Genomic DNA, 16374 nt, shown 5'->3' on the forward strand with positions numbered 1-16374 from the left:
GGATCGTCAGCGAAACGAGGAAAAGAACCACCGGCCAGGCGAGCGCGCGCCGCGCGTCCCGAGGCTGGGGCGCGACCCGCGCTCGCCCGCGCGGCGGCCGGACGGCGCGCTCGGGCGCGCGGGCGCCGTGGCCCGGCGGGCGCCGGCGCCGAAGGCGGGCGCGATCGAGGTCTTCATGCGTTGGCGCGTCCACCGACATTCGCGATCTCGCAGCCCCCTCGCCTTTGGGAGAACTTGCGCGGCCTGCCAAAGCATCCACACTGCTCGGGCAGCAGAGTCCGCGTTCGCGGGGCCCAAATCAATGCAACAACACGGCAGACAGGCCAGCATTAAGCGTTACTTCGACTGATCACCTCCACGAAAGCTCCGCCCGAAGACGAAGGTTTCGCACCGTTACCAAGGTCCCTTTATTCGAAAGGTGTAAGATGAATAGCCATTGGCAGGGGGAGATCATGCGCCGGGCGCGGCAGGTCCGCTCCACCTGGCGGCAGGAGGGGCCCCATTGGGTCGCGGACCGGGTCCGCACGACGCTGGCCGACCGCATCCGGCCGAAGATCGCCGTGTCGCCCGTGCGGCCCGCCGATGTTGTCGCCGCCGATCTTCACCATCCGCCACGGGTCTTCGTGCCCCCGCTTCGGGAGGGCGAACCCGTCGCTCTCAACTGGGTGATGTCGCCGCCCTCCAGGGGGTCGGGCGGCCACACGACGCTGTTTCGCCTGATCCATCATCTCGAGGCCAACGGCTACCGGAACCGGGTCTATTTCTACGATCCCTATCGCGGCGACCATCGCTATTACGAGGAGATCGTCCACGACGCCTATGGCTTTGCCGGCCTCGTCGCGCCGGTGGAAGGGGGCATGGCGGATGCGCACGGGGTCGTCGCCACGACCTGGTCCACCGCCTATCCCGTCTTCAACGCGCGCTCGGCCGGCAAGCGGTTCTATCTCGTCCAGGATTTCGAGCCGATGTTCCACGCGACCAGCAGCGACAGCATCCTGGCGGAGAACACCTATCGCATGCCCTTCCACGCCATCACGGCGGGGCGCTGGCTGGCGGAGCGGCTGCGCGGCGACTACGGGATGGAGGCCGATCATTTCGACTTCAGTTGCGACACCGCCCGCTACAGGCGGATCGGCGACAGGGCGCGCTCCGGCATCGCCTTCTATGCCCGGCCGAACGCGACGCGCCGGGGCTTCGAACTCGGCCTCATGGCGCTGGAACTCTTCGCCCGGCGCCGGCCGGACATCACCATCCACCTTTATGGCGATACGATTGGCCGCCTGCCCTTCCCGTTCGTGGACCACGGGCTGGTCACGCCCGACGCGTTGAACACGATCTACAACCAGTGCTTCGCCGGACTCAGCCTGTCCCTGACCAATGTCTCGCTGGTTCCGCTCGAAATGCTCGCGGCGGGCTGCATTCCCGTAATGAACGACGCGCTCCACAACCGGATGGTGCTGGGCAATCCCCATATCCGCTATGCGCCCCCTTCGCCGCACGAACTGGCGGCGGAACTAGAGGCGGTGGTCGCGGTGCCCGACTTCGCGTCTCTTTCCCGGCAGGCGGCAGCGAGCGTCGAGGGGCTGACCTGGAGCGATGCCGGCGCGAAGGTGGACGCGATCATCCGCCGCTCGCTCGCCGCATCGCAAGGCGCAAGCCCGTCGCCGGGCTGACGGCGAGAGCCGCGAAGACGGTGATGCGTGAAATAGGCGAACAGGACGGCGTTGAACCATCGCGCCCTCACGGTCGAGCGCGGCTTGACCACCCGGCCCGCGACCCGCGCGATCGCCCGCCAGCCGAGGAGCGACGGCTTGGCGTACATTGCCACGGCGAGATATTCGCGCAGCCACTTGCTTAAGGGATAGCGCAAGGGACTGTCATAGATCATGCCGCCGCCGGATATGCGCGCGATGCCTAGCCCTTCCGTCTCGAACAGCCAGCGCGACCATTCCTGATCCTCGGCCGAAAAGACTTCGGGGCGAAATCCGCGCCGCTTCAGAAGCGCCGTGCGATAGAGGGCGCAGGTGTTCCAGACGCCGTTGAAACCATGGAAGCTCTCGCCGTCCACGCGCTCGTACGAGAAGGGACCGGGAGACCCGAGCAGGAAATAGGCCGCGCCGAGCCGATCGTCCCGCGCCAGGAGATCGAGCGCGAAGCCGATCGCCTGCTCGTTGGCGAGCGAGGTGTGCGAACTGACGACGAGGACATAGGGCGTGTCGACGAAACCGATCCCCTGGTTCAGCGCCTCGGAATAGTTGAACGCCGCGCCGACATAGCGATGCGACACCGAGCCCGGCGGGAAGAGCGCCGGGGTGCCGTCGCTCGACCCCGAATCCACGAAGACGTGCCGCAGAGGGGGCACGCTCTGCCGCTCCAGCGAAGCCAAGGTCTCGGGAAGCGTCCCGGCCGAATTGAAGGTGCGGATGAGCGCGCAGTAGCTCATGGCTCGCCACCGCCTTTCGCGGCCCACTTTCGTGTCTGCCCAGTCCGACGAAAGAGGGAGACGGGCCTTAAGTCTTCCGTATCAGGCTGCATCCTGCATCCCCCTATTTGCCACTCGCCCTCGCGCAACCAACGGTTACTATAAAACAACCTGCCGCCGGCACGACCCGCAAACGCTAGACCCGCGACAGGCTCAACACGCGTGGGATTTTCGCCATGGCATCGCTTGACCCCGACAGGACGGCATCGGTCGACGTGATCGTGCCCTGCTACCGCTACGGCCATTTTCTGGAGGAGTGCGTGGGCAGCATCCTCGCGCAGGCAGGCGTCGGGACGCGCGCGATCGTGATCGACGATGCCTCCCCGGATGGTTCGGCGGAGGTCGGCGCCGAGCTGGCGCGGCGGCACGAGGCGGTGACCTTCGTACGCCATGCCGCCAACAAGGGCGCGATCGCGACCTACAACGAAGGGATCGAATGGGCAGAGGCGGACTATCTCCTGCTTCTGTCGGCCGACGACGCGCTGGTGCCGGACACGCTTCGCTTTTCCACGGAGCTCATGGATCGTCATCCCGAGGTCGGCTTTAGCTTCGGCAACTGCCTTTCGCTGTTCGAGGATGGCTCGCTTCAGCTGGTGCGCCCGCTCGGCGGCGGAGCGCCCAGCGGGCCTCAGGTGTTCGGCGGAGAGACCTTCATCCGGCGCTGCGGCGCGACCAATATCGTTCCGACGCCGACGGCCGTGGTCCGCACCACGCTGCAGAAGCGGCTCGGCGGCTATCTCCCCGAACTGCCGCATAGCGGCGACATGGAAATGTGGTTTCGCCTGGCCGCCCATGGGTCGGTCGGCTTCACGGACGAGACGCAAGGCGTCTATCGCCGCCACGACCGCAACATGTCGCAGGGATACGACACGGCGGGCGGACTGCCCGATCTCCAGCAGCGAAAGCTTGCGATCGACCTGTTCGTGGAACGGCAGGCCGACGCTCTGGCGAACCCGCAGGGCTGGCGCGGCCATCTCTACCGCGACCTTGCCAGGGTCGCCGTCACAAGGGCGAGCTCGGTCTTCAACACGGGCGATCTTTCCGCCTCGCGGAACCTGTCGAGCTTCGCCGCCACGCTCGACCCGCGCCTGCGGACCTCGCTTCCCTGGCTGAAGCTCGGGGCCAAGCGGCTGGCGGGCCCGCGCGGCTGGCGCCTGTTGCAAGGCGCGCTTTCCTCCGCACGGGGCAAGTCCTCCGTGCCGGGCGAGGCTGCGGCCGGGACCCATCCGGCCTGATCAATTGCCCGCTTCCGTGTCGCAGCGCTGCCGGCGCAGGATGGCCTTGGGCTGGTAGTCGGCCCCGGCCGTCACGATCTCGGCCTCCCAGCTCCCGACTGCCGAGCATTTGACGTCGATCGGCCCATAGCCCCAGGATTGCGCCACGATGCTGAGGCCCCGCACCGATGCGGGCACACCGAGGCGAAACAGGTAGCCGCCGCCCTGGACGAGCAGGCCGTCGATCCGGGCGGACGTGTTGCCCTGTTTGTCGGGATAGAAGAAGGGCGCGGTGCCGCCGCAGCCGGGGCGCTCGTCGAGGTGCAGCGTCACGTTGTGCACCGTCAGGGGCGGGCCGTCATAGCCCTGGATGCCGTCGCCGTGCCAATCGCCGCAGGGCTCGGGCGAGACGACGCGCACGAAACTGTCTTCGATCGTCACCGGGCCGCAGCCATGGCTGACGCCGCCGACGCGAAACCCTTCCGCCACGCCGTCGATCCTCACCCGGCGCGCGGTGTAGCCGCCGGTAGTGATCGCGGGATACTCGCTCGCCTTCGCCTTGTCACGCGAAGGAAGGATCGACGTGTCCTCGACGGTGAGCCCGTTTCGGCAGGCGTTGGCGGGGTCGTTGACGATACGCCCGCCCAGAAGCTCCACCCGCCGCACAGTGACGTTTTCGGCGTCGACCAGGAGATTGCCGTCCACGATGCGAAGATCCTCCACCACCGCGCCCGGCTGGCTGACGACCACGTCGCTCTCGCGGGTGTCCCTGGGCTGCCAGCCCGGCGGCACGCCCGCCGTGGCGGCGTTGGGGAAGGGTTTTGGACCGTTTCCCTGCGCTTGCGCGGGCGCGCAGACCGCGCACAGGCCGGCGAGGGCGACGATCCAACGACCGGTGAAACAGCCGCCGGTCTTCTGGCTGGTTGGTGACGAACCTGGCATCGGTGTTTCCTCCGTTGTGGAGTTTCAGACCAGCACTTCGATGGCAGGCGCATGCCCAAGAAACCCCGTGGGGCTGGCGGTCGGGCCATAGGCGCCGGCCTGGAAGATCACGACGAGATCCCCGATCTCGGCGCGCGGCAGCGACACCTGATCGCCCAGGAGATCGAGCGGCGTGCACAGGCACCCGACGACGCTCACCGTTTCCTCGGCCGGAGCGCCCATCCGATTCGCCAGCGCGATGGGATAGTTGCGGCGGATCACCTGGCCGAAATTGCCGGATGCGGCGAGTTGATGGTGCAGGCCCCCGTCGACCACCAGATAGGTTCGCCCGCGCGACGGCTTGCGATCGAGAATGCGGGTCACGTAAATCCCGGCCTCGCCGACGAGATAGCGGCCGAGTTCGATCACCACCCGGGCCTCCGGCATCCCGGACCGGATGGACCGCTCCATCAACTCGGCCAGATTGGCGCCGATCGGGTCCAGATCGAGCGGTGCATCCCCTTCGAAATAGGGAATGCCGAAGCCCCCGCCGAGATTGAGATACCGGATCGGCGCCCTCGCCCGCTGGCCGAGCGCCATCAGGAGATCCACCGTCCGACGCTGCGCCTCGCACAGGATCTCGGCGTGAAGGTTCTGCGATCCGGCAAAGACATGGAAGCCGAGAAGATCGAGATCGAGACCGGCGAGATCCGCCATCAGCGCGGGAACGCCCTCGGCGTCCACCCCGAAGGGCTGCGGCCCGCCGCCCATCCGCATGCCCGACCCCTTGATCCGAAAGTCCGGATTGACGCGGATCGCGACCCGGGGGCGCAGGCCGAGCCTTTCCCCGGCTGCCGCGACGCGCAGGGATTCCGTTCGCGATTCCAGTTCGATCGTCACGCCGGAGGCCACCGCCTGGGAGAGTTCGGCATCCGTCTTGCCCGGGCCGGCAAAGCCGACATGCGTGGCGTCGATCGGCGTATCGAGCGCGGTGCGCATCTCCTGCGCGGAGGCAACGTCGAACCCATCCACCAAGCCGGCCAGATGCTGCACGATCGCCGGCATCGGGTTGGCCTTCACGGCGTAGTTGAGATGAATGCCCCTCGGCAGGATCGAGCGGAGCAGGCCGACGCGGGCCGTCAGGAACCGCCGGTCATAGGCGAAGAAGGGTGTGCTCCCGACCCGCTCGGCCAATCGGTCGATGGTCATGCCGCCGATAGCGAGGCGCCTGTCGGCCTCGTCGAAACCCGTCCTGTCGGGGCGGAGCGTCATGGTGCCAGCTCCATGCGCAGCCGCGCGCGGTCGAACTTGCCGTTGGGCGAGATCGGCAGCCCGTCGCGCGCGATCACCCGCGAGGGCAGCATGTAATGAGGCAGATGCGGCCTCATCGCCACCAGCAGCGCCGCCTCGTCCAGCGGCCCCGCATCCGTGGCGCTCGCGACCAGCACGACGCGCTGTCCGCGCTCCTCGTCCTCCACGCCGAAGGCGGCGGCTTCGCGCACCAGCCCGGTGGCATAGGCCACCTCTTCGATCTCGGTCGGGCTGACGCGGTAGCCCGAGGTCTTGATCATCTCGTCGCGCCGGCCGACGAAGTAAAGGAACCCGTCCGCATCGGCGCGCACGACATCGCCGGAAAACACCGCCCGCTCGGCGTGGAGCCCAGAAGGCTGGGCCCCCAAGGGCCGGAAGCGCTCGTCGGTGCGCACGGGGTCGTTCCAATAGCCCAGCGCCACCAGCGCGCCGCGATGGACCAGCTCGCCCTCCTCGCCCGCCTCGCAGGGCGAGCCGTCGGGGCGCAGCACCAGGATCTCGGCATTGGGAATGGCCTTGCCGATCGAATCCGGCCGCCGGTCGATCTCCGCCGGGTCGAGATAGGTCGAGCGGAAGGCCTCGGTGAGCCCGTACATAAGAAAGGGCCGCGCCTTCGGAAAATGACCGCGCAGCCGGGCGAGCAAGGCTCTCGGCATGCGCCCGCCCGTGTTGGCGAAGTAGCGAAGGCGGCCGCTCGCCTCCTCCGGCCAGCGCTGCGCGGCCAGTTGCGCCCAGAGCGGGGGCACGCAGGTCAGGCCCGTGACGCCATGCCGGGCGCAGAGTTTCACGACGTCGCCGGGCAGAAGATAGTTGGCGAGAACGACGAGCGCCCCGGCGCTGAAGCCAGTGGTCAACTGGCTGAGCCCCGCGTCGAAGCTCAAGGGCAGCACCGACAGGATGACATCGTCCTTCGTGTTGCCGAGATAATGGCTGACGCTCTCGGCCCCAACGAGAAGGTTGCGGTGGCTGAGAACCACGCCCTTGGGCTTTCCGGTGCTGCCTGACGTGTAGAGGATCGCCGCCATGTCGAGATCGATGCGGGCAGGCGCCTGGAACGCCGCGTCTCCCAAAGCGTCGAACTCGCCCCAGCCATGGAGCGCATAGGGCACATGCCGGGCGGCCGAACCATCGCCCGCCTCCTCGTCCACGAGGATCACATGGTCCAACGCGGGACAGTCACCCAGCGCCTCGCGCAGCTGGGCGAGACGGTCAGGCGAGGTGACGAGAACGCGCACGTCGCAATCGGCGAGGATGTGGCCGACCTGCGCCGGCCGCAGCAGCGGATTGACCGGCACGAAGACGGCGCCGGCGACCGAGGCGCCGAAAATCGCGACGACGGTCTCGATCCGCTTCTCCAGATAGATCGCGACGCGCTCGCCCCGCTCCAAACCGAGCGCGCCGAGCGCAGCGCCGAAGCCCCGCGCCTGCCGCCAGAGTTCGGCATAGGACAGGGTCCCGGTCCTGTAGACGAGCGCCGGCGCCGCGCCGTCCCGCGCCGCCGCTTCCTCGATCAGGTGATGGAGACACAGCCGCATGATCGAACGCACCTTCTGCCGAGAACGGTTTCACCAGGCGACGCAGGTCAGCTCGCTATAGAGATAGTCGATCTGGTCAGGGCCCAGCGCGTCGCTACGGAACATCTTGGGGCGGGGCGCGCGCAGCATGACGGAGGGCCAGGGCCGGCCGCCGATCACGCGCAGTTCCGCCAGCGTCGCCGGAATGCCGTGGCGCAGGAGCAGATGCGAGAACACGTGTCGCCCGGCCTGCGCGAACAGGGCGGGATCGCCGACATGCAGAATGGAGGCAAAGAGCGGCAGGTTCTTGCGCCGGTCGCGCCGGAAGATCACGTAGCAGGTTCGCCCCCGCGCCCGGATCGCCAAGTGGTGCGCGGCCTGGGCGTGGCGATGGTCGCGGAAGATGTCGAGGTCCCGCGCTTCCAGCAGCGGCTCGATCTCGGCGGGATCGGACACGATGCGCACCCGCCCCGGCCGGGCCGGCCAGGGCAGGTTCGGCACCAGCGCGGTGGCCGTGTCGAGCGGCTTGAACTGAAGGCGCGCGTTCAGAGGCACGACATAGCCGCTCGGCGAAAGATCGGTGAACTCGTAGTTCGGCTGCGACAGCAGCGTCTTGAGAAGCCGCAAGCCCTCGAAGCGAAACTCCCGCAGGACGCACCAGGCCGCAAGATTACAGATACGCCGGACGCCTTCGCCCGAGCGCCGTTCCGAGTAGAAGGCGAGATGCGCGCCGACGATGCGCCCGTCCGCGACCAGCATGAAGCCGTGGTTCGGCGCCTCGATCGCCCAGGTGGGCCTTGCCGCCCTGGCCCAGCTTTCCGCCGGAATGCGCGCGTTCATGTGCTCGTGGAGAAAGCGGCCGACCTCGGGAAGGTCGGCTTCCCCGATCGGGCGCAACTGCGCGGCGCGGCTCGGCTGCACGGCGAAAGCTCCTTGGATGGAATGCGCGGATGGAATGGGCGATCCGGCCTCTCGGGTCCTATGCTAGGGACGGGAAAACCGACGTGAAAGACGAGAAAACGACGGCTCGGAGCCCTCCGAAGAGGAAGGCGGAGCCTGTCCGTCCGACGATGGGCGTAAGGCGTTCCACCCAAAGCATGAGGGGATGCCGGAATGGGCCGATGGACCCGTTCGCGCGCGCTCGGCTAGCCTGACGGCGTGCCGCCGGCGCCTTTGCCGGTCTCGAACGCGGCCCCGGGCCGCCCGTCAGCCTACGACGCCGGGAGGTCGCCTTGCCGTCCCATTTCCTAGCCGCCCCGATCCTGCCCACCATCCCGAAGGCCCGAGATCTTCTCGATCGTCTCGACAATCTGCGATGGGATTGGCAGCTCGGCATTCGCACGCGGGGCGTCGTCGCCACGACCAAGCCGGACGCCAATCACTACGCGACGATGGGCTATCGGTTCGTGGGACGCATCGTCGATGCTCTGTCGCTGCGGCCGGACGACGTCTTCGTGGATGTGGGAAGCGGGCGCGGCCGCGTCCTGTGCTGCGCGGCAAGGCGAACCTGCCGCTCGGTGGTCGGGATCGAATACGCGCCGGACTTGTGCCGCGACGCCTGCCGCAACGCCGAAAGCCTGCGCGGGCGCAGGACCCCGATCGCCGTCCACAACGGCTTGGCCGAGAGCTTCGACTATTCCCGCGCGACGGTCGTCTTCCTGTTCAATCCGTTCGGCGCTTCGACGCTGGACCGCGTCCTGGAGAAGCTTCGGGCGGATCGGGACGGCCAGCCGGTGCGTCTCGCCTTCGCCAATCCCGACGGCTCCCAGGACGGCGTCTTTCGCCGCCATTCCTGGCTCCAACCCTTCGACCGCTGGGAAAAGCAGATCGGCGGCGCCGAGCATGGCGTCGCCTTCCACCACTCGCGCTGAGGATCATGCCATGAGCCGTTCGGAAGAAATCTTGTGGGAGGTGCGCGCGGTCGTCGTCGACACGCTGGGCATCGATCAGGACGCCTGCCCCCCTAACCCTTCCACGCGCCTGTTCGGCAGCCTGCCGGAGCTCGACTCCTTCGGCGTGGTGGAACTGGCCGGGGCCATCGAGCGGCGTTTCGGCATCCAGCTCGAGGACGACGACTTCACCACGGAGACCTTCGACACGCTCGGCAACCTTGCCGACGTCATCGACGCCAAGCGGCATTGACGAACGCGCAAGGCCGCTTGGGTCTTACCCTGGCGGACAGCCGCGATCGTTTGCGGCTTCCCTGACAGGGACAGGGTCAAGCGCCGTCGCAAGAGAGCGGACGGCTCGCGGCTGTTCCGACGAGAGGGCGGCTCCCCCGCTTCGCGGGCAGGAGACAGGCGTTCGACGCCGCTCGCTTCGCCGTCTCGTCGTTCCAAGCTAGCGACGCGGCTCGCCCCTCGCCCATCACTCCAAAATTTTCCGCACCGCAGAAACCGTCATCGGCATGCGGCGGCCTTCCGCTCTGTGCAATCAACCTAAGATTGTATTAAAGCTTCCACATCACTATTTTCTTACCTAACGATAGAACAGTCAATCTCAAGTAGGGAAAAGTCCGACACGTCGCGAATTCAAATGCTCGGAAGTTTACTACCCGATATTGGTCAAACCAATTTTATATTCTCAGCTAAATAGCAACGGCACCCGACACGATCTTTTCATAAGACGACGCAAATGGGGGTACACCCTTCGATATGGATAGATAAATCGTTAAAAATGTTTAACCATACAGTGCGGCGATCGTCTTGAAGCATCGAACCTAATTCGGGAGGACAGCGTGAATAGTCATCAGTCGAACCTGCATTACAGCAACGGCACCGTAGGCACGACAGCCTCCGCAAGCCTGAGTAGCCGCACCCAAAGCGTGCCCCCTTTCGGGAGCATCGGCGCGCGCGATGCCAGCCTGCCGATCGCCATGATCCATGGATGCAGGATCTTTCAGGAGTGCCTCGAACAGGCCCTTCGGGTCAGGGCGCCCAATATCGGGATCCAATGCTTCGAGAGCGTGGACGAGTTCGCCGCGGACTTGACCGCCTCTTCGCCCTACGCGCTGATCCTGCTCTACATGGGCAGCCGGGCCAGCGGAGAAGACACCACGCGCGAGGAGATGGCTTTTCTGAAAAGCCGGCTTTCCGTGCCCCTCGTGGTGCTTGCCGAAGGCGACGGGATCGACAGCATCAAGCTCGCCATAGACGCCGGCGCGCAGGGCTACATCGCCATGAACATGGCGCTCAGCGCGGCGGTCGAGGCGCTGCAAATGGTGAGGGCGGGGGGAATGTTCATTCCGGCCAGCTGCATCTCGTCCTATCACCGGCCGGAACCGGTTCTGCCCAAGGACCTGCGCTTCGAGGCCGACGCCTTGTTCACCAACCGTCAGGCGGCGGTCGTCCGCGCGCTGCGGCAGGGCATGGCCAACAAGCGCATCGCCTATGAGCTGAACATGCGCGAGAGCACGGTGAAGGTGCATGTGCGCAACATCATGCGCAAGCTCAACGCTCGCAACCGGACGGAAGTCGCCTTCCGCACCAACGCCCTGTTCGCGGACGAAGACCTCGTCGTCCCAGCTCCGACCCGGCTTTCGAGCGGGCACTGACGCGGGATGAAGAGATCGCCTTGGAGGGCGTCGGCTGTCGCAACGGCCGGCGCCGTTTCCTTGTGTTCTGCTCGCGCCTTCCGTCAGCCGATCCGCCCTGAATGGATGCGCCGGTGCGCGTTCGACAGGCGCCGGGGCATGCGGTTGCGCAGCACCGGCGGCAGAGCGTCGGGCGAGACGATCCGCATCAGGACATGGAAGGACACGAGGCTGCTGGCGAGGACGGCCGCCGTTCCCACAAAGGTGGCGGGCCAGAGCGGCAGGCGCTCGAACGCGGCGAAGACGAGCGCCATCGAGAGGATCAGCAACAGCCCGAGCCGCCGGTTGGCGACCGACAGGCGAAACCCCGTCATCCTCCGGGCGATGAGATAGACGGCGGCGGTGTGCCAGACATAGAGACCGAAAAAGGCCTGCCCCGCCCCGTCGAGGCCGATCCGCGAAATCAGGAGCCAGGCCAGCGCGACGTGAACCACGGCCGCCGTCAGTTCGGTGCAGAAGAAGACCGCCTGCGCGTTGCGCGCCAGAAAGATGAAGCCGACCGGCCAAGCCACGATCCGCAAGGTCATGCCCAGGCACACCCAGCGCAGGAGCCCGGCCGCCGGCCCGAACTCGGCGGAATAGAAGACGGTCATGATGAGGGGCGCGAAGGTGAGCGTCGCCAGAACGCCCGGGCCGGCCATGAGAATGCTGATCTCGGCCTGTTCATTGACGAGACGATTGCATTCGTCCTTGTTCTGCGCAGCGGCGGTGAGCCGGGGGTAGAAGTCGGCGCCCATGGCCTGGAGGATGAAACCGGCATAGAGCCCGCCGAGCGTCCAGGCCGCCTGATAAAGGCCGGCTTGCGCAACTCCTTCGTGCTGCACCACCAGGATCCGCACGAGATAGGCCGCGCCGATGGTCAGGAATCCGCTGGCCATGAAGGCGAAGCCGAGCTTCAACAGGCTTGCGACCTCGCGGCGAACCGGAAGGGCGGAGGGCTCGCAGGCGCCGAGATCGATCCGCCGGGAATACCACCACGAGACCAGGGCGGACGCCGCCGCCATGGCGATGAGCGAGGGAACGATGCCCCTTTGCCCAAGGTCGTAGATCAGCGGGATCGTGACGAGCGTGCCCAGAAGCGTGCCAAAGACGCCGAGCCGCGCCAGATCGGAAATGCGCCGAAGTCCCTGGATCAGCGCCGCCTGCGCCCCGGACACGAGACGAAAGAACACCGCGAGACCAAGACAGGCGACGGCGCCCGCATGGGCCTGATCGCTGAAGGTGATCCGCGCAACCGGCCCTGAGACGAGCGCCAGCAGGCCGGCGCCGCCGACGGCCAGCCCCAGGGACAGGCGCTTGAGGACGAGGGCCGTGCGGGCGATCCGCGCCCGGTCGCCCGAGCCGGCCGCTTCCGCGATCTGCCGCACGCCGCTGCTCTGCACGCCGAGCCCGGCCAGGGTCTGCGCGAGGTCCACCACCGCCATGTAGAGGCCCATCAGCCCGACGCCGCCCGGCCCCAGGAGGAGGGCGAAGACCTTGGCCCGGAGCATGCCGAGCAGGATGTTGACGAGGGACGACCCGCCGATCAGCACGGTGGACTTGAGGATCTGCCCATAGGTCCGGCGGTCGATCGGCGGCGCTTGCGGGTTCATCGATCGGACCTTTTCTGCGGGTCGGGGCAGTGTGTAGGGAGGCCGGCCCAAGTCGATCGAGAGGGCCGGCAGGAGCCGGGGGTGGAGAGCGTACGAGTCGGGGAAGAGACGCCCCCGCTGCCGTTGGCAGGGCTCGGCTGCGACAATGTCCGGCGACGAACCCGGCCACCTCAGCCGGCAGAACCGTATCCGAGTGCTCACGGTCCCCCAGCGCGGGAGCTTTTCGCATCAGGGCGCAGGCCCCCGCCATGGCGACGAGCGAGGGAACGATGCCCCGGCCGTAGAGGTGTCTTCATGGCGCGAGCCCAGCCGACACTCGAGCCGGCGGCCGGTCAGTCTTGGACGAGCCCTCCGCCCCGGTCTCGGGCCCTGAAACGGCCTGAGTCTCACCCCCGGGCGCGGAGAGCGTCGGCCCGCCGAGACTGGCCTCGGCGCGTGCCCCCGGCACCTCGCGAGGCGGATCGGCCCGCCGCGCCACCGGCCCGCTCCCTCGCCCGTTGCCGCCGGCCGATCGCACCAGATCGACCTTCAGAACGTCGCCCGGCTGAAGCGCTGTGGCCTCGTCTGCCGCGATCTCCTGCGTCCCGTCGACCGACTTCCTCACCACGACGTAGCGCAGCGTCGGCGCCTGACCCTCGGCCTCGCTCGCTCGGGGTTCAACCGCGCTCGCCAGCAGCAGCCGCTCCACGACGTCGCGCCGCGTCTGCAGTCTCTGGATGTCGGCCTGCACGCTTTGGAGATCGCTGGCGATGTCGGTGGCGCGCATGTCGCGCAGGCTCAGCCCGTCGCGCGTCGCTTGGTTGAGGCTCTGGCGCGCGCGCATCGTCGCGGTCACCTGGTCGAGGCGTTCGGCGTCCAGGCTGGAAATCGCCCGTTCTAGGTCCGAGCGCCGCCCGGCGGTCGCAACGCCCTGTTCCACCAAGCGCTCGACATTGGTCAGGTCCCGCCGCATCGTCTCCAGCGCACGCTCCAGCGCCCGGCCCTTCTGGCCGAGCACGTCGATCTCCGCCGCGAACAGCGTCTTCAACTCGTCGAGCGTGGTCAGCTGGCGCTCCAGCCCGCTGGCGCGTGTCGTGAAGATCAGCCGCTCCTGCGCCTGGATCTCGTCGGCGAGCGGCCCGCCCGATCCGTCCGTCAGCTCGAAAGGAAAGGTGATGTCCTTATCGCCCGCCCGCTCGGCCTGAAGCCGCGCCAGCCGCCCGCGCATGCGCAGGATGTCGTCCTTCATGGTTCGCAGGTCGCCGAGGCGCCCGATCTGGTCGCTCGCACCTGTCTCGCCTTGTGCGCGATACAGGCCGCCCGCCACGGCCACGGCCTGGAGAGCGTCGATCCCGGGCCGAAACGGAAAGGCGCCGGGCTGGGCGACGCTGCCCAGCACGTAGAAGGGCGGATAGTCCGCGATCTCGACGCGGGCATCCGGTAGGGCGACGAGCCCGACCTTGTCCTTCAGTCGCGCCTCGATCTCGGTGGCCAGCGCCGCTTCGTCCAGACCCTTGGTCTCAAGCGTGCCGATCAGGGGCAGCAGGATCGTCTCGTTCGCTGAGACGACATAGTCGCCACTGACCGCGTCCCACCGGGCATAGTCGCCTCGCGCAGGGTTCCACTGCACCACCGAGAGGCGAATCCTGGTCTGAGGCGGCAGGGGATCGGCCGGGGCGCTCCCCATGCCGGCCAGAAGCGCCACACAGAGAAACCCGCCGAAGAGCGGCCATCGCCTGCCCGATGCCATCGAAGTCGAACGCATCGTCCCATGCCCGATCGAGTGGATGACGCGCGAAGTATGGCGACCGGCAGAGCCGCGTGGCAATCGACCGGGCCCCTGCCAAAACGGCTGCGGGGTCCACCTTTCAGCGACGGCCTCAGCCTTTCGGCGAAGGCTGCCCCTCCCCTCCAGCCTCGCGGCCACCCTCTTCTCGCGCCCGCGCGATCGCCTCAAAACGGCGCCGCGCCAGCCCGGGACCCGTCTCCGGCGTGTCGCCGCCCCCGCGAAAAGAGGGAGCGGCGCGCCCCGCCCCTACCTCCTATTGATGACCCGCCGGGTCGATATACAGCGCCCCGCGCCGCGACTACGCTTCTCACGGCAGACCGGACGCGCCGCACGGCGAGCCCGGCCTCCCGATCCGCGGCAAGCGGGGCGAGCGGCCCCGCGTTCGAGGCTGGAACGCGACGATGGGCGATCTCGATCTTCGTTTCTACCTGTCGATCCTGCTTCGGCGCCTGCCGATGATCGTCGCCATCGTCTGCCTCGTCACGGCGCTGGGCGTCACGATCGCCCATCTCCTGCCGCGCACCTACCGCTCCTCCGCGACGCTGATGGTGGAGCCGCCGCAGATTTCCGAAACGCTCGCCCCCTCCACCGTCCCGCCCAACACGGCCGGTCAGTTGCAGATCATTCAGCAACAAGTTCTGAACGGGCCGAGCCTCCTCGCCCTCGCCGATCGCTTCGACATCTATCCCGATCGGGGCAACCTGACCGCGCTCGATATCGTCGCCGACATGCGCTCGCGCGCCGGGATCGAGCCGGTCGCACTGGATGGCGCGGCCGGTTCCAAAGCCATCAGCTTCGCCGTCTCGTTCGACGCCGCCCGCCCCGAGATCGCCTTCCAGGTCGTCGAGGAGTTGGTGGATCGCATCCTGCGCATGAACAGCCGGACCCGGACCGACCGGGCCGTGGACACGCTGGCCTTCTTCCAGGGCGAGGTGAAGCGGCTCGACGCGGTGCTGAGCGGCCAGGAAAGCCGCATCCTGAACTTCAAGAACGAGCACCGGAACGCGCTGCCCGACAGTCTGGACTTCCGGCGCCAGGAGCAAGGCGCCCTGCAGGAGCGCCTCCTGCAGCTCGAACGGGAAGCGGCGGCCCTGCGAAGCCGGCGCACGAACCTCCAGCAGTTCGCCGACATGGCCGAACCCAGCCTCGGGCCCGCTGCGGCCCTGACGCCCGAGGAGCAGTTGCTGGACCAGTACCGGCGAACCCTTCTGGCGCAACGCGCGCTGTTCACGGAAGCCAGCCCCGGCATCCGGTCCCTCCAGAGCCAGATCGCAGCACTGGAAGCTGCGGTGCGCGCCCAGCGCCTCGGCAATCCAAGCCCGGACAAGGGCCGTGCGCCGCCCTCCTCGACGGCGCTGCAACTGGCCGATATCGATGGGCAGCTCGACTTTATCGCCAAGGAAGGGGCCTCCACTTCGAGCGCCCTCGAAGAGCTGTCGCGCTCCATCGTCGCCACACCGGGCAACGCCTCGGTCCTGAACGCGCTCGAGCGCAGCAGCCGGAACACGCAGACGGAGTATGATTCCGCCGTCGCCCGGCTGGCGGCCGCCAGCACGGGGGAGCAGATCGAACTGCGCGCCAAGGGCGAAAAGCTTGCACTGGTCGATCCCCCCCTCCAGCCTCACGATCCGATCCGGCCCAACCGGCTCAAGATCGCCTTCGGCAGCTTCGCGGCCGGGATGGGCCTCTCCCTCGGCCTGCTGGTGCTTCTGGAAATGACCAACCGGAGCGTCCGCCGCCCTCTGGAACTGGCGCAGGCGACGGAGATCGAGACTTTTGCGGTGATCCCGTTCATCCGCACCCGGCAGGAGCGCTTCAGCCGGCGCGTCGGCATGGCCCTTTCGCTCATGGTGCTGCTCGCCGTTCTCCCGGTCGCGCTCTACGCCATCGAGGCGCATCGCGAGATCCTCGACGCCGCGTCCAGCCGCATCCTGTTCCGCATGGGTTACGGCTGATCGAGACCGCTCTTTTCCGCTCGTT

The 16374-nt window shown here is 67.6% G+C and carries 13 protein-coding genes and 1 pseudogene; 6 read left to right on the forward strand and 8 right to left on the reverse strand.

The features are described 5' to 3' along the window. Window positions 1-6: 6 nt before the first annotated feature. Window positions 7-177, reverse strand: a complete 171-nt coding sequence (locus AUL32_RS25690) for a hypothetical protein (protein ID WP_192847491.1) — start codon at window positions 175-177, stop codon at window positions 7-9. A 248-nt stretch (window positions 178-425) separates the two neighbouring features. On the opposite strand from AUL32_RS25690, the gene AUL32_RS19735 reads away from it, so the two are divergent. Continuing rightward, window positions 426-1673 carry a rhamnosyltransferase WsaF family glycosyltransferase gene (locus tag AUL32_RS19735; RefSeq protein WP_062118880.1) on the forward strand — a complete coding sequence of 416 codons (1248 nt, stop codon included), beginning with the start codon at window positions 426-428 and terminating at the stop codon, window positions 1671-1673. 467 nt (window positions 1674-2140) lie between these two features. Here AUL32_RS19735 and AUL32_RS26090 read toward each other — a convergent pair. Beyond that, window positions 2141-2443, reverse strand: a pseudogene (locus AUL32_RS26090) (glycosyltransferase family 2 protein); the annotation flags it as partial. A gap of 215 nt (window positions 2444-2658) precedes the next feature. Between AUL32_RS26090 and AUL32_RS19740 the strand changes: the two are divergent. Then, window positions 2659-3717 carry a glycosyltransferase family 2 protein gene (locus AUL32_RS19740; protein WP_062118883.1) on the forward strand — a complete coding sequence of 353 codons (1059 nt, stop codon included), beginning with the start codon at window positions 2659-2661 and terminating at the stop codon, window positions 3715-3717. Here AUL32_RS19740 and AUL32_RS19745 read toward each other — a convergent pair whose 3' ends face one another. From AUL32_RS19745 to AUL32_RS19760, 4 genes are read right to left on the reverse strand one after another with little or no spacing between them, the layout of a single operon-like run. Continuing rightward, window positions 3718-4638 carry a hypothetical protein gene (locus AUL32_RS19745; protein ID WP_062118886.1) on the reverse strand — a complete coding sequence of 307 codons (921 nt, stop codon included), beginning with the start codon at window positions 4636-4638 and terminating at the stop codon, window positions 3718-3720. Window positions 4639-4662: 24 nt separating this feature from the next. After that, the gene (locus tag AUL32_RS19750; RefSeq protein ID WP_062118889.1) at window positions 4663-5889 is read right to left on the reverse strand and encodes a pyridoxal-dependent decarboxylase, exosortase A system-associated; all 1227 of its coding nucleotides are present in this window, start codon (window positions 5887-5889) and stop codon (window positions 4663-4665) included. Next, window positions 5886-7475, reverse strand: a complete 1590-nt coding sequence (locus AUL32_RS19755; RefSeq protein ID WP_062118892.1) for an acyl-CoA ligase (AMP-forming), exosortase A system-associated — start codon at window positions 7473-7475, stop codon at window positions 5886-5888. The genes AUL32_RS19750 and AUL32_RS19755 overlap by 4 nt, the downstream gene beginning before the upstream one ends. Window positions 7476-7493: 18 nt before the next feature. Continuing rightward, window positions 7494-8363 (reverse strand): hypothetical protein, encoded by an 870-nt coding sequence (locus AUL32_RS19760; protein ID WP_244497994.1) that lies wholly within the window; start codon window positions 8361-8363, stop codon window positions 7494-7496. Between the two features lie 311 nt (window positions 8364-8674). On the opposite strand from AUL32_RS19760, the gene AUL32_RS19765 reads away from it, so the two are divergent. The 3 genes from AUL32_RS19765 to AUL32_RS19775 all read left to right on the forward strand — a co-directional run bounded on the left by AUL32_RS19765 (window position 8675) and on the right by AUL32_RS19775 (window position 10995). Beyond that, window positions 8675-9313: a class I SAM-dependent methyltransferase gene (locus AUL32_RS19765; RefSeq protein WP_062118895.1), complete on the forward strand. Its 639-nt coding sequence runs from the start codon at window positions 8675-8677 to the stop codon at window positions 9311-9313. A 10-nt stretch (window positions 9314-9323) separates the two neighbouring features. After that, entirely contained in the window at window positions 9324-9584 is a 261-nt protein-coding gene (locus AUL32_RS19770; RefSeq protein ID WP_061978062.1) for an acyl carrier protein, read from the forward strand. Window positions 9585-10179: 595 nt separating this feature from the next. Then, window positions 10180-10995, forward strand: coding sequence for a LuxR C-terminal-related transcriptional regulator (locus AUL32_RS19775; protein WP_156421547.1), 816 nt, complete (start codon window positions 10180-10182; stop codon window positions 10993-10995). Window positions 10996-11078: 83 nt separating this feature from the next. Here AUL32_RS19775 and AUL32_RS19780 read toward each other — a convergent pair whose 3' ends face one another. Further along, on the reverse strand, window positions 11079-12626 hold the full coding sequence (locus AUL32_RS19780) for an O-antigen translocase (protein ID WP_062118900.1): 1548 nt from the start codon (window positions 12624-12626) through the stop codon (window positions 11079-11081). A gap of 292 nt (window positions 12627-12918) precedes the next feature. After that, a complete protein-coding gene (locus AUL32_RS19785) occupies window positions 12919-14370 on the reverse strand; it encodes a polysaccharide biosynthesis/export family protein (protein WP_156421548.1) in 1452 nt (483 codons plus the stop codon). Between the two features lie 425 nt (window positions 14371-14795). Here AUL32_RS19785 and AUL32_RS19790 point away from each other — a divergent pair, with 425 nt between their 5' ends. After that, the gene (locus AUL32_RS19790) at window positions 14796-16349 is read left to right on the forward strand and encodes a GumC family protein (RefSeq protein ID WP_062118909.1); all 1554 of its coding nucleotides are present in this window, start codon (window positions 14796-14798) and stop codon (window positions 16347-16349) included. Window positions 16350-16374: the final 25 nt, after the last annotated feature.

This window comes from Aureimonas sp. AU40 (assembly GCF_001463785.1).
In the GTDB taxonomy this organism is placed as follows: domain Bacteria; phylum Pseudomonadota; class Alphaproteobacteria; order Rhizobiales; family Rhizobiaceae; genus Aureimonas.

Bases quoted from the DNA above. Each gene is read 5' to 3' on its own strand.
- AUL32_RS19735 (WP_062118880.1), top strand. From the start codon at position 426: ATGAATAGCCATTGGCAGGGGGAGATCATGCGCCGGGCGCGGCAGGTC.
- AUL32_RS19745 (WP_062118886.1), bottom strand. From the start codon at position 4,638: ATGCCAGGTTCGTCACCAACCAGCCAGAAGACCGGCGGCTGTTTCACC.
- AUL32_RS19790 (WP_062118909.1), top strand. From the start codon at position 14,796: ATGGGCGATCTCGATCTTCGTTTCTACCTGTCGATCCTGCTTCGGCGC.
- AUL32_RS19750 (WP_062118889.1), bottom strand. From the start codon at position 5,889: ATGACGCTCCGCCCCGACAGGACGGGTTTCGACGAGGCCGACAGGCGC.
- AUL32_RS19785 (WP_156421548.1), bottom strand. From the start codon at position 14,370: ATGCGTTCGACTTCGATGGCATCGGGCAGGCGATGGCCGCTCTTCGGC.
- AUL32_RS19740 (WP_062118883.1), top strand. From the start codon at position 2,659: ATGGCATCGCTTGACCCCGACAGGACGGCATCGGTCGACGTGATCGTG.
- AUL32_RS19780 (WP_062118900.1), bottom strand. From the start codon at position 12,626: ATGAACCCGCAAGCGCCGCCGATCGACCGCCGGACCTATGGGCAGATC.
- AUL32_RS25690 (WP_192847491.1), bottom strand. From the start codon at position 177: ATGAAGACCTCGATCGCGCCCGCCTTCGGCGCCGGCGCCCGCCGGGCC.
- AUL32_RS19770 (WP_061978062.1), top strand. From the start codon at position 9,324: ATGAGCCGTTCGGAAGAAATCTTGTGGGAGGTGCGCGCGGTCGTCGTC.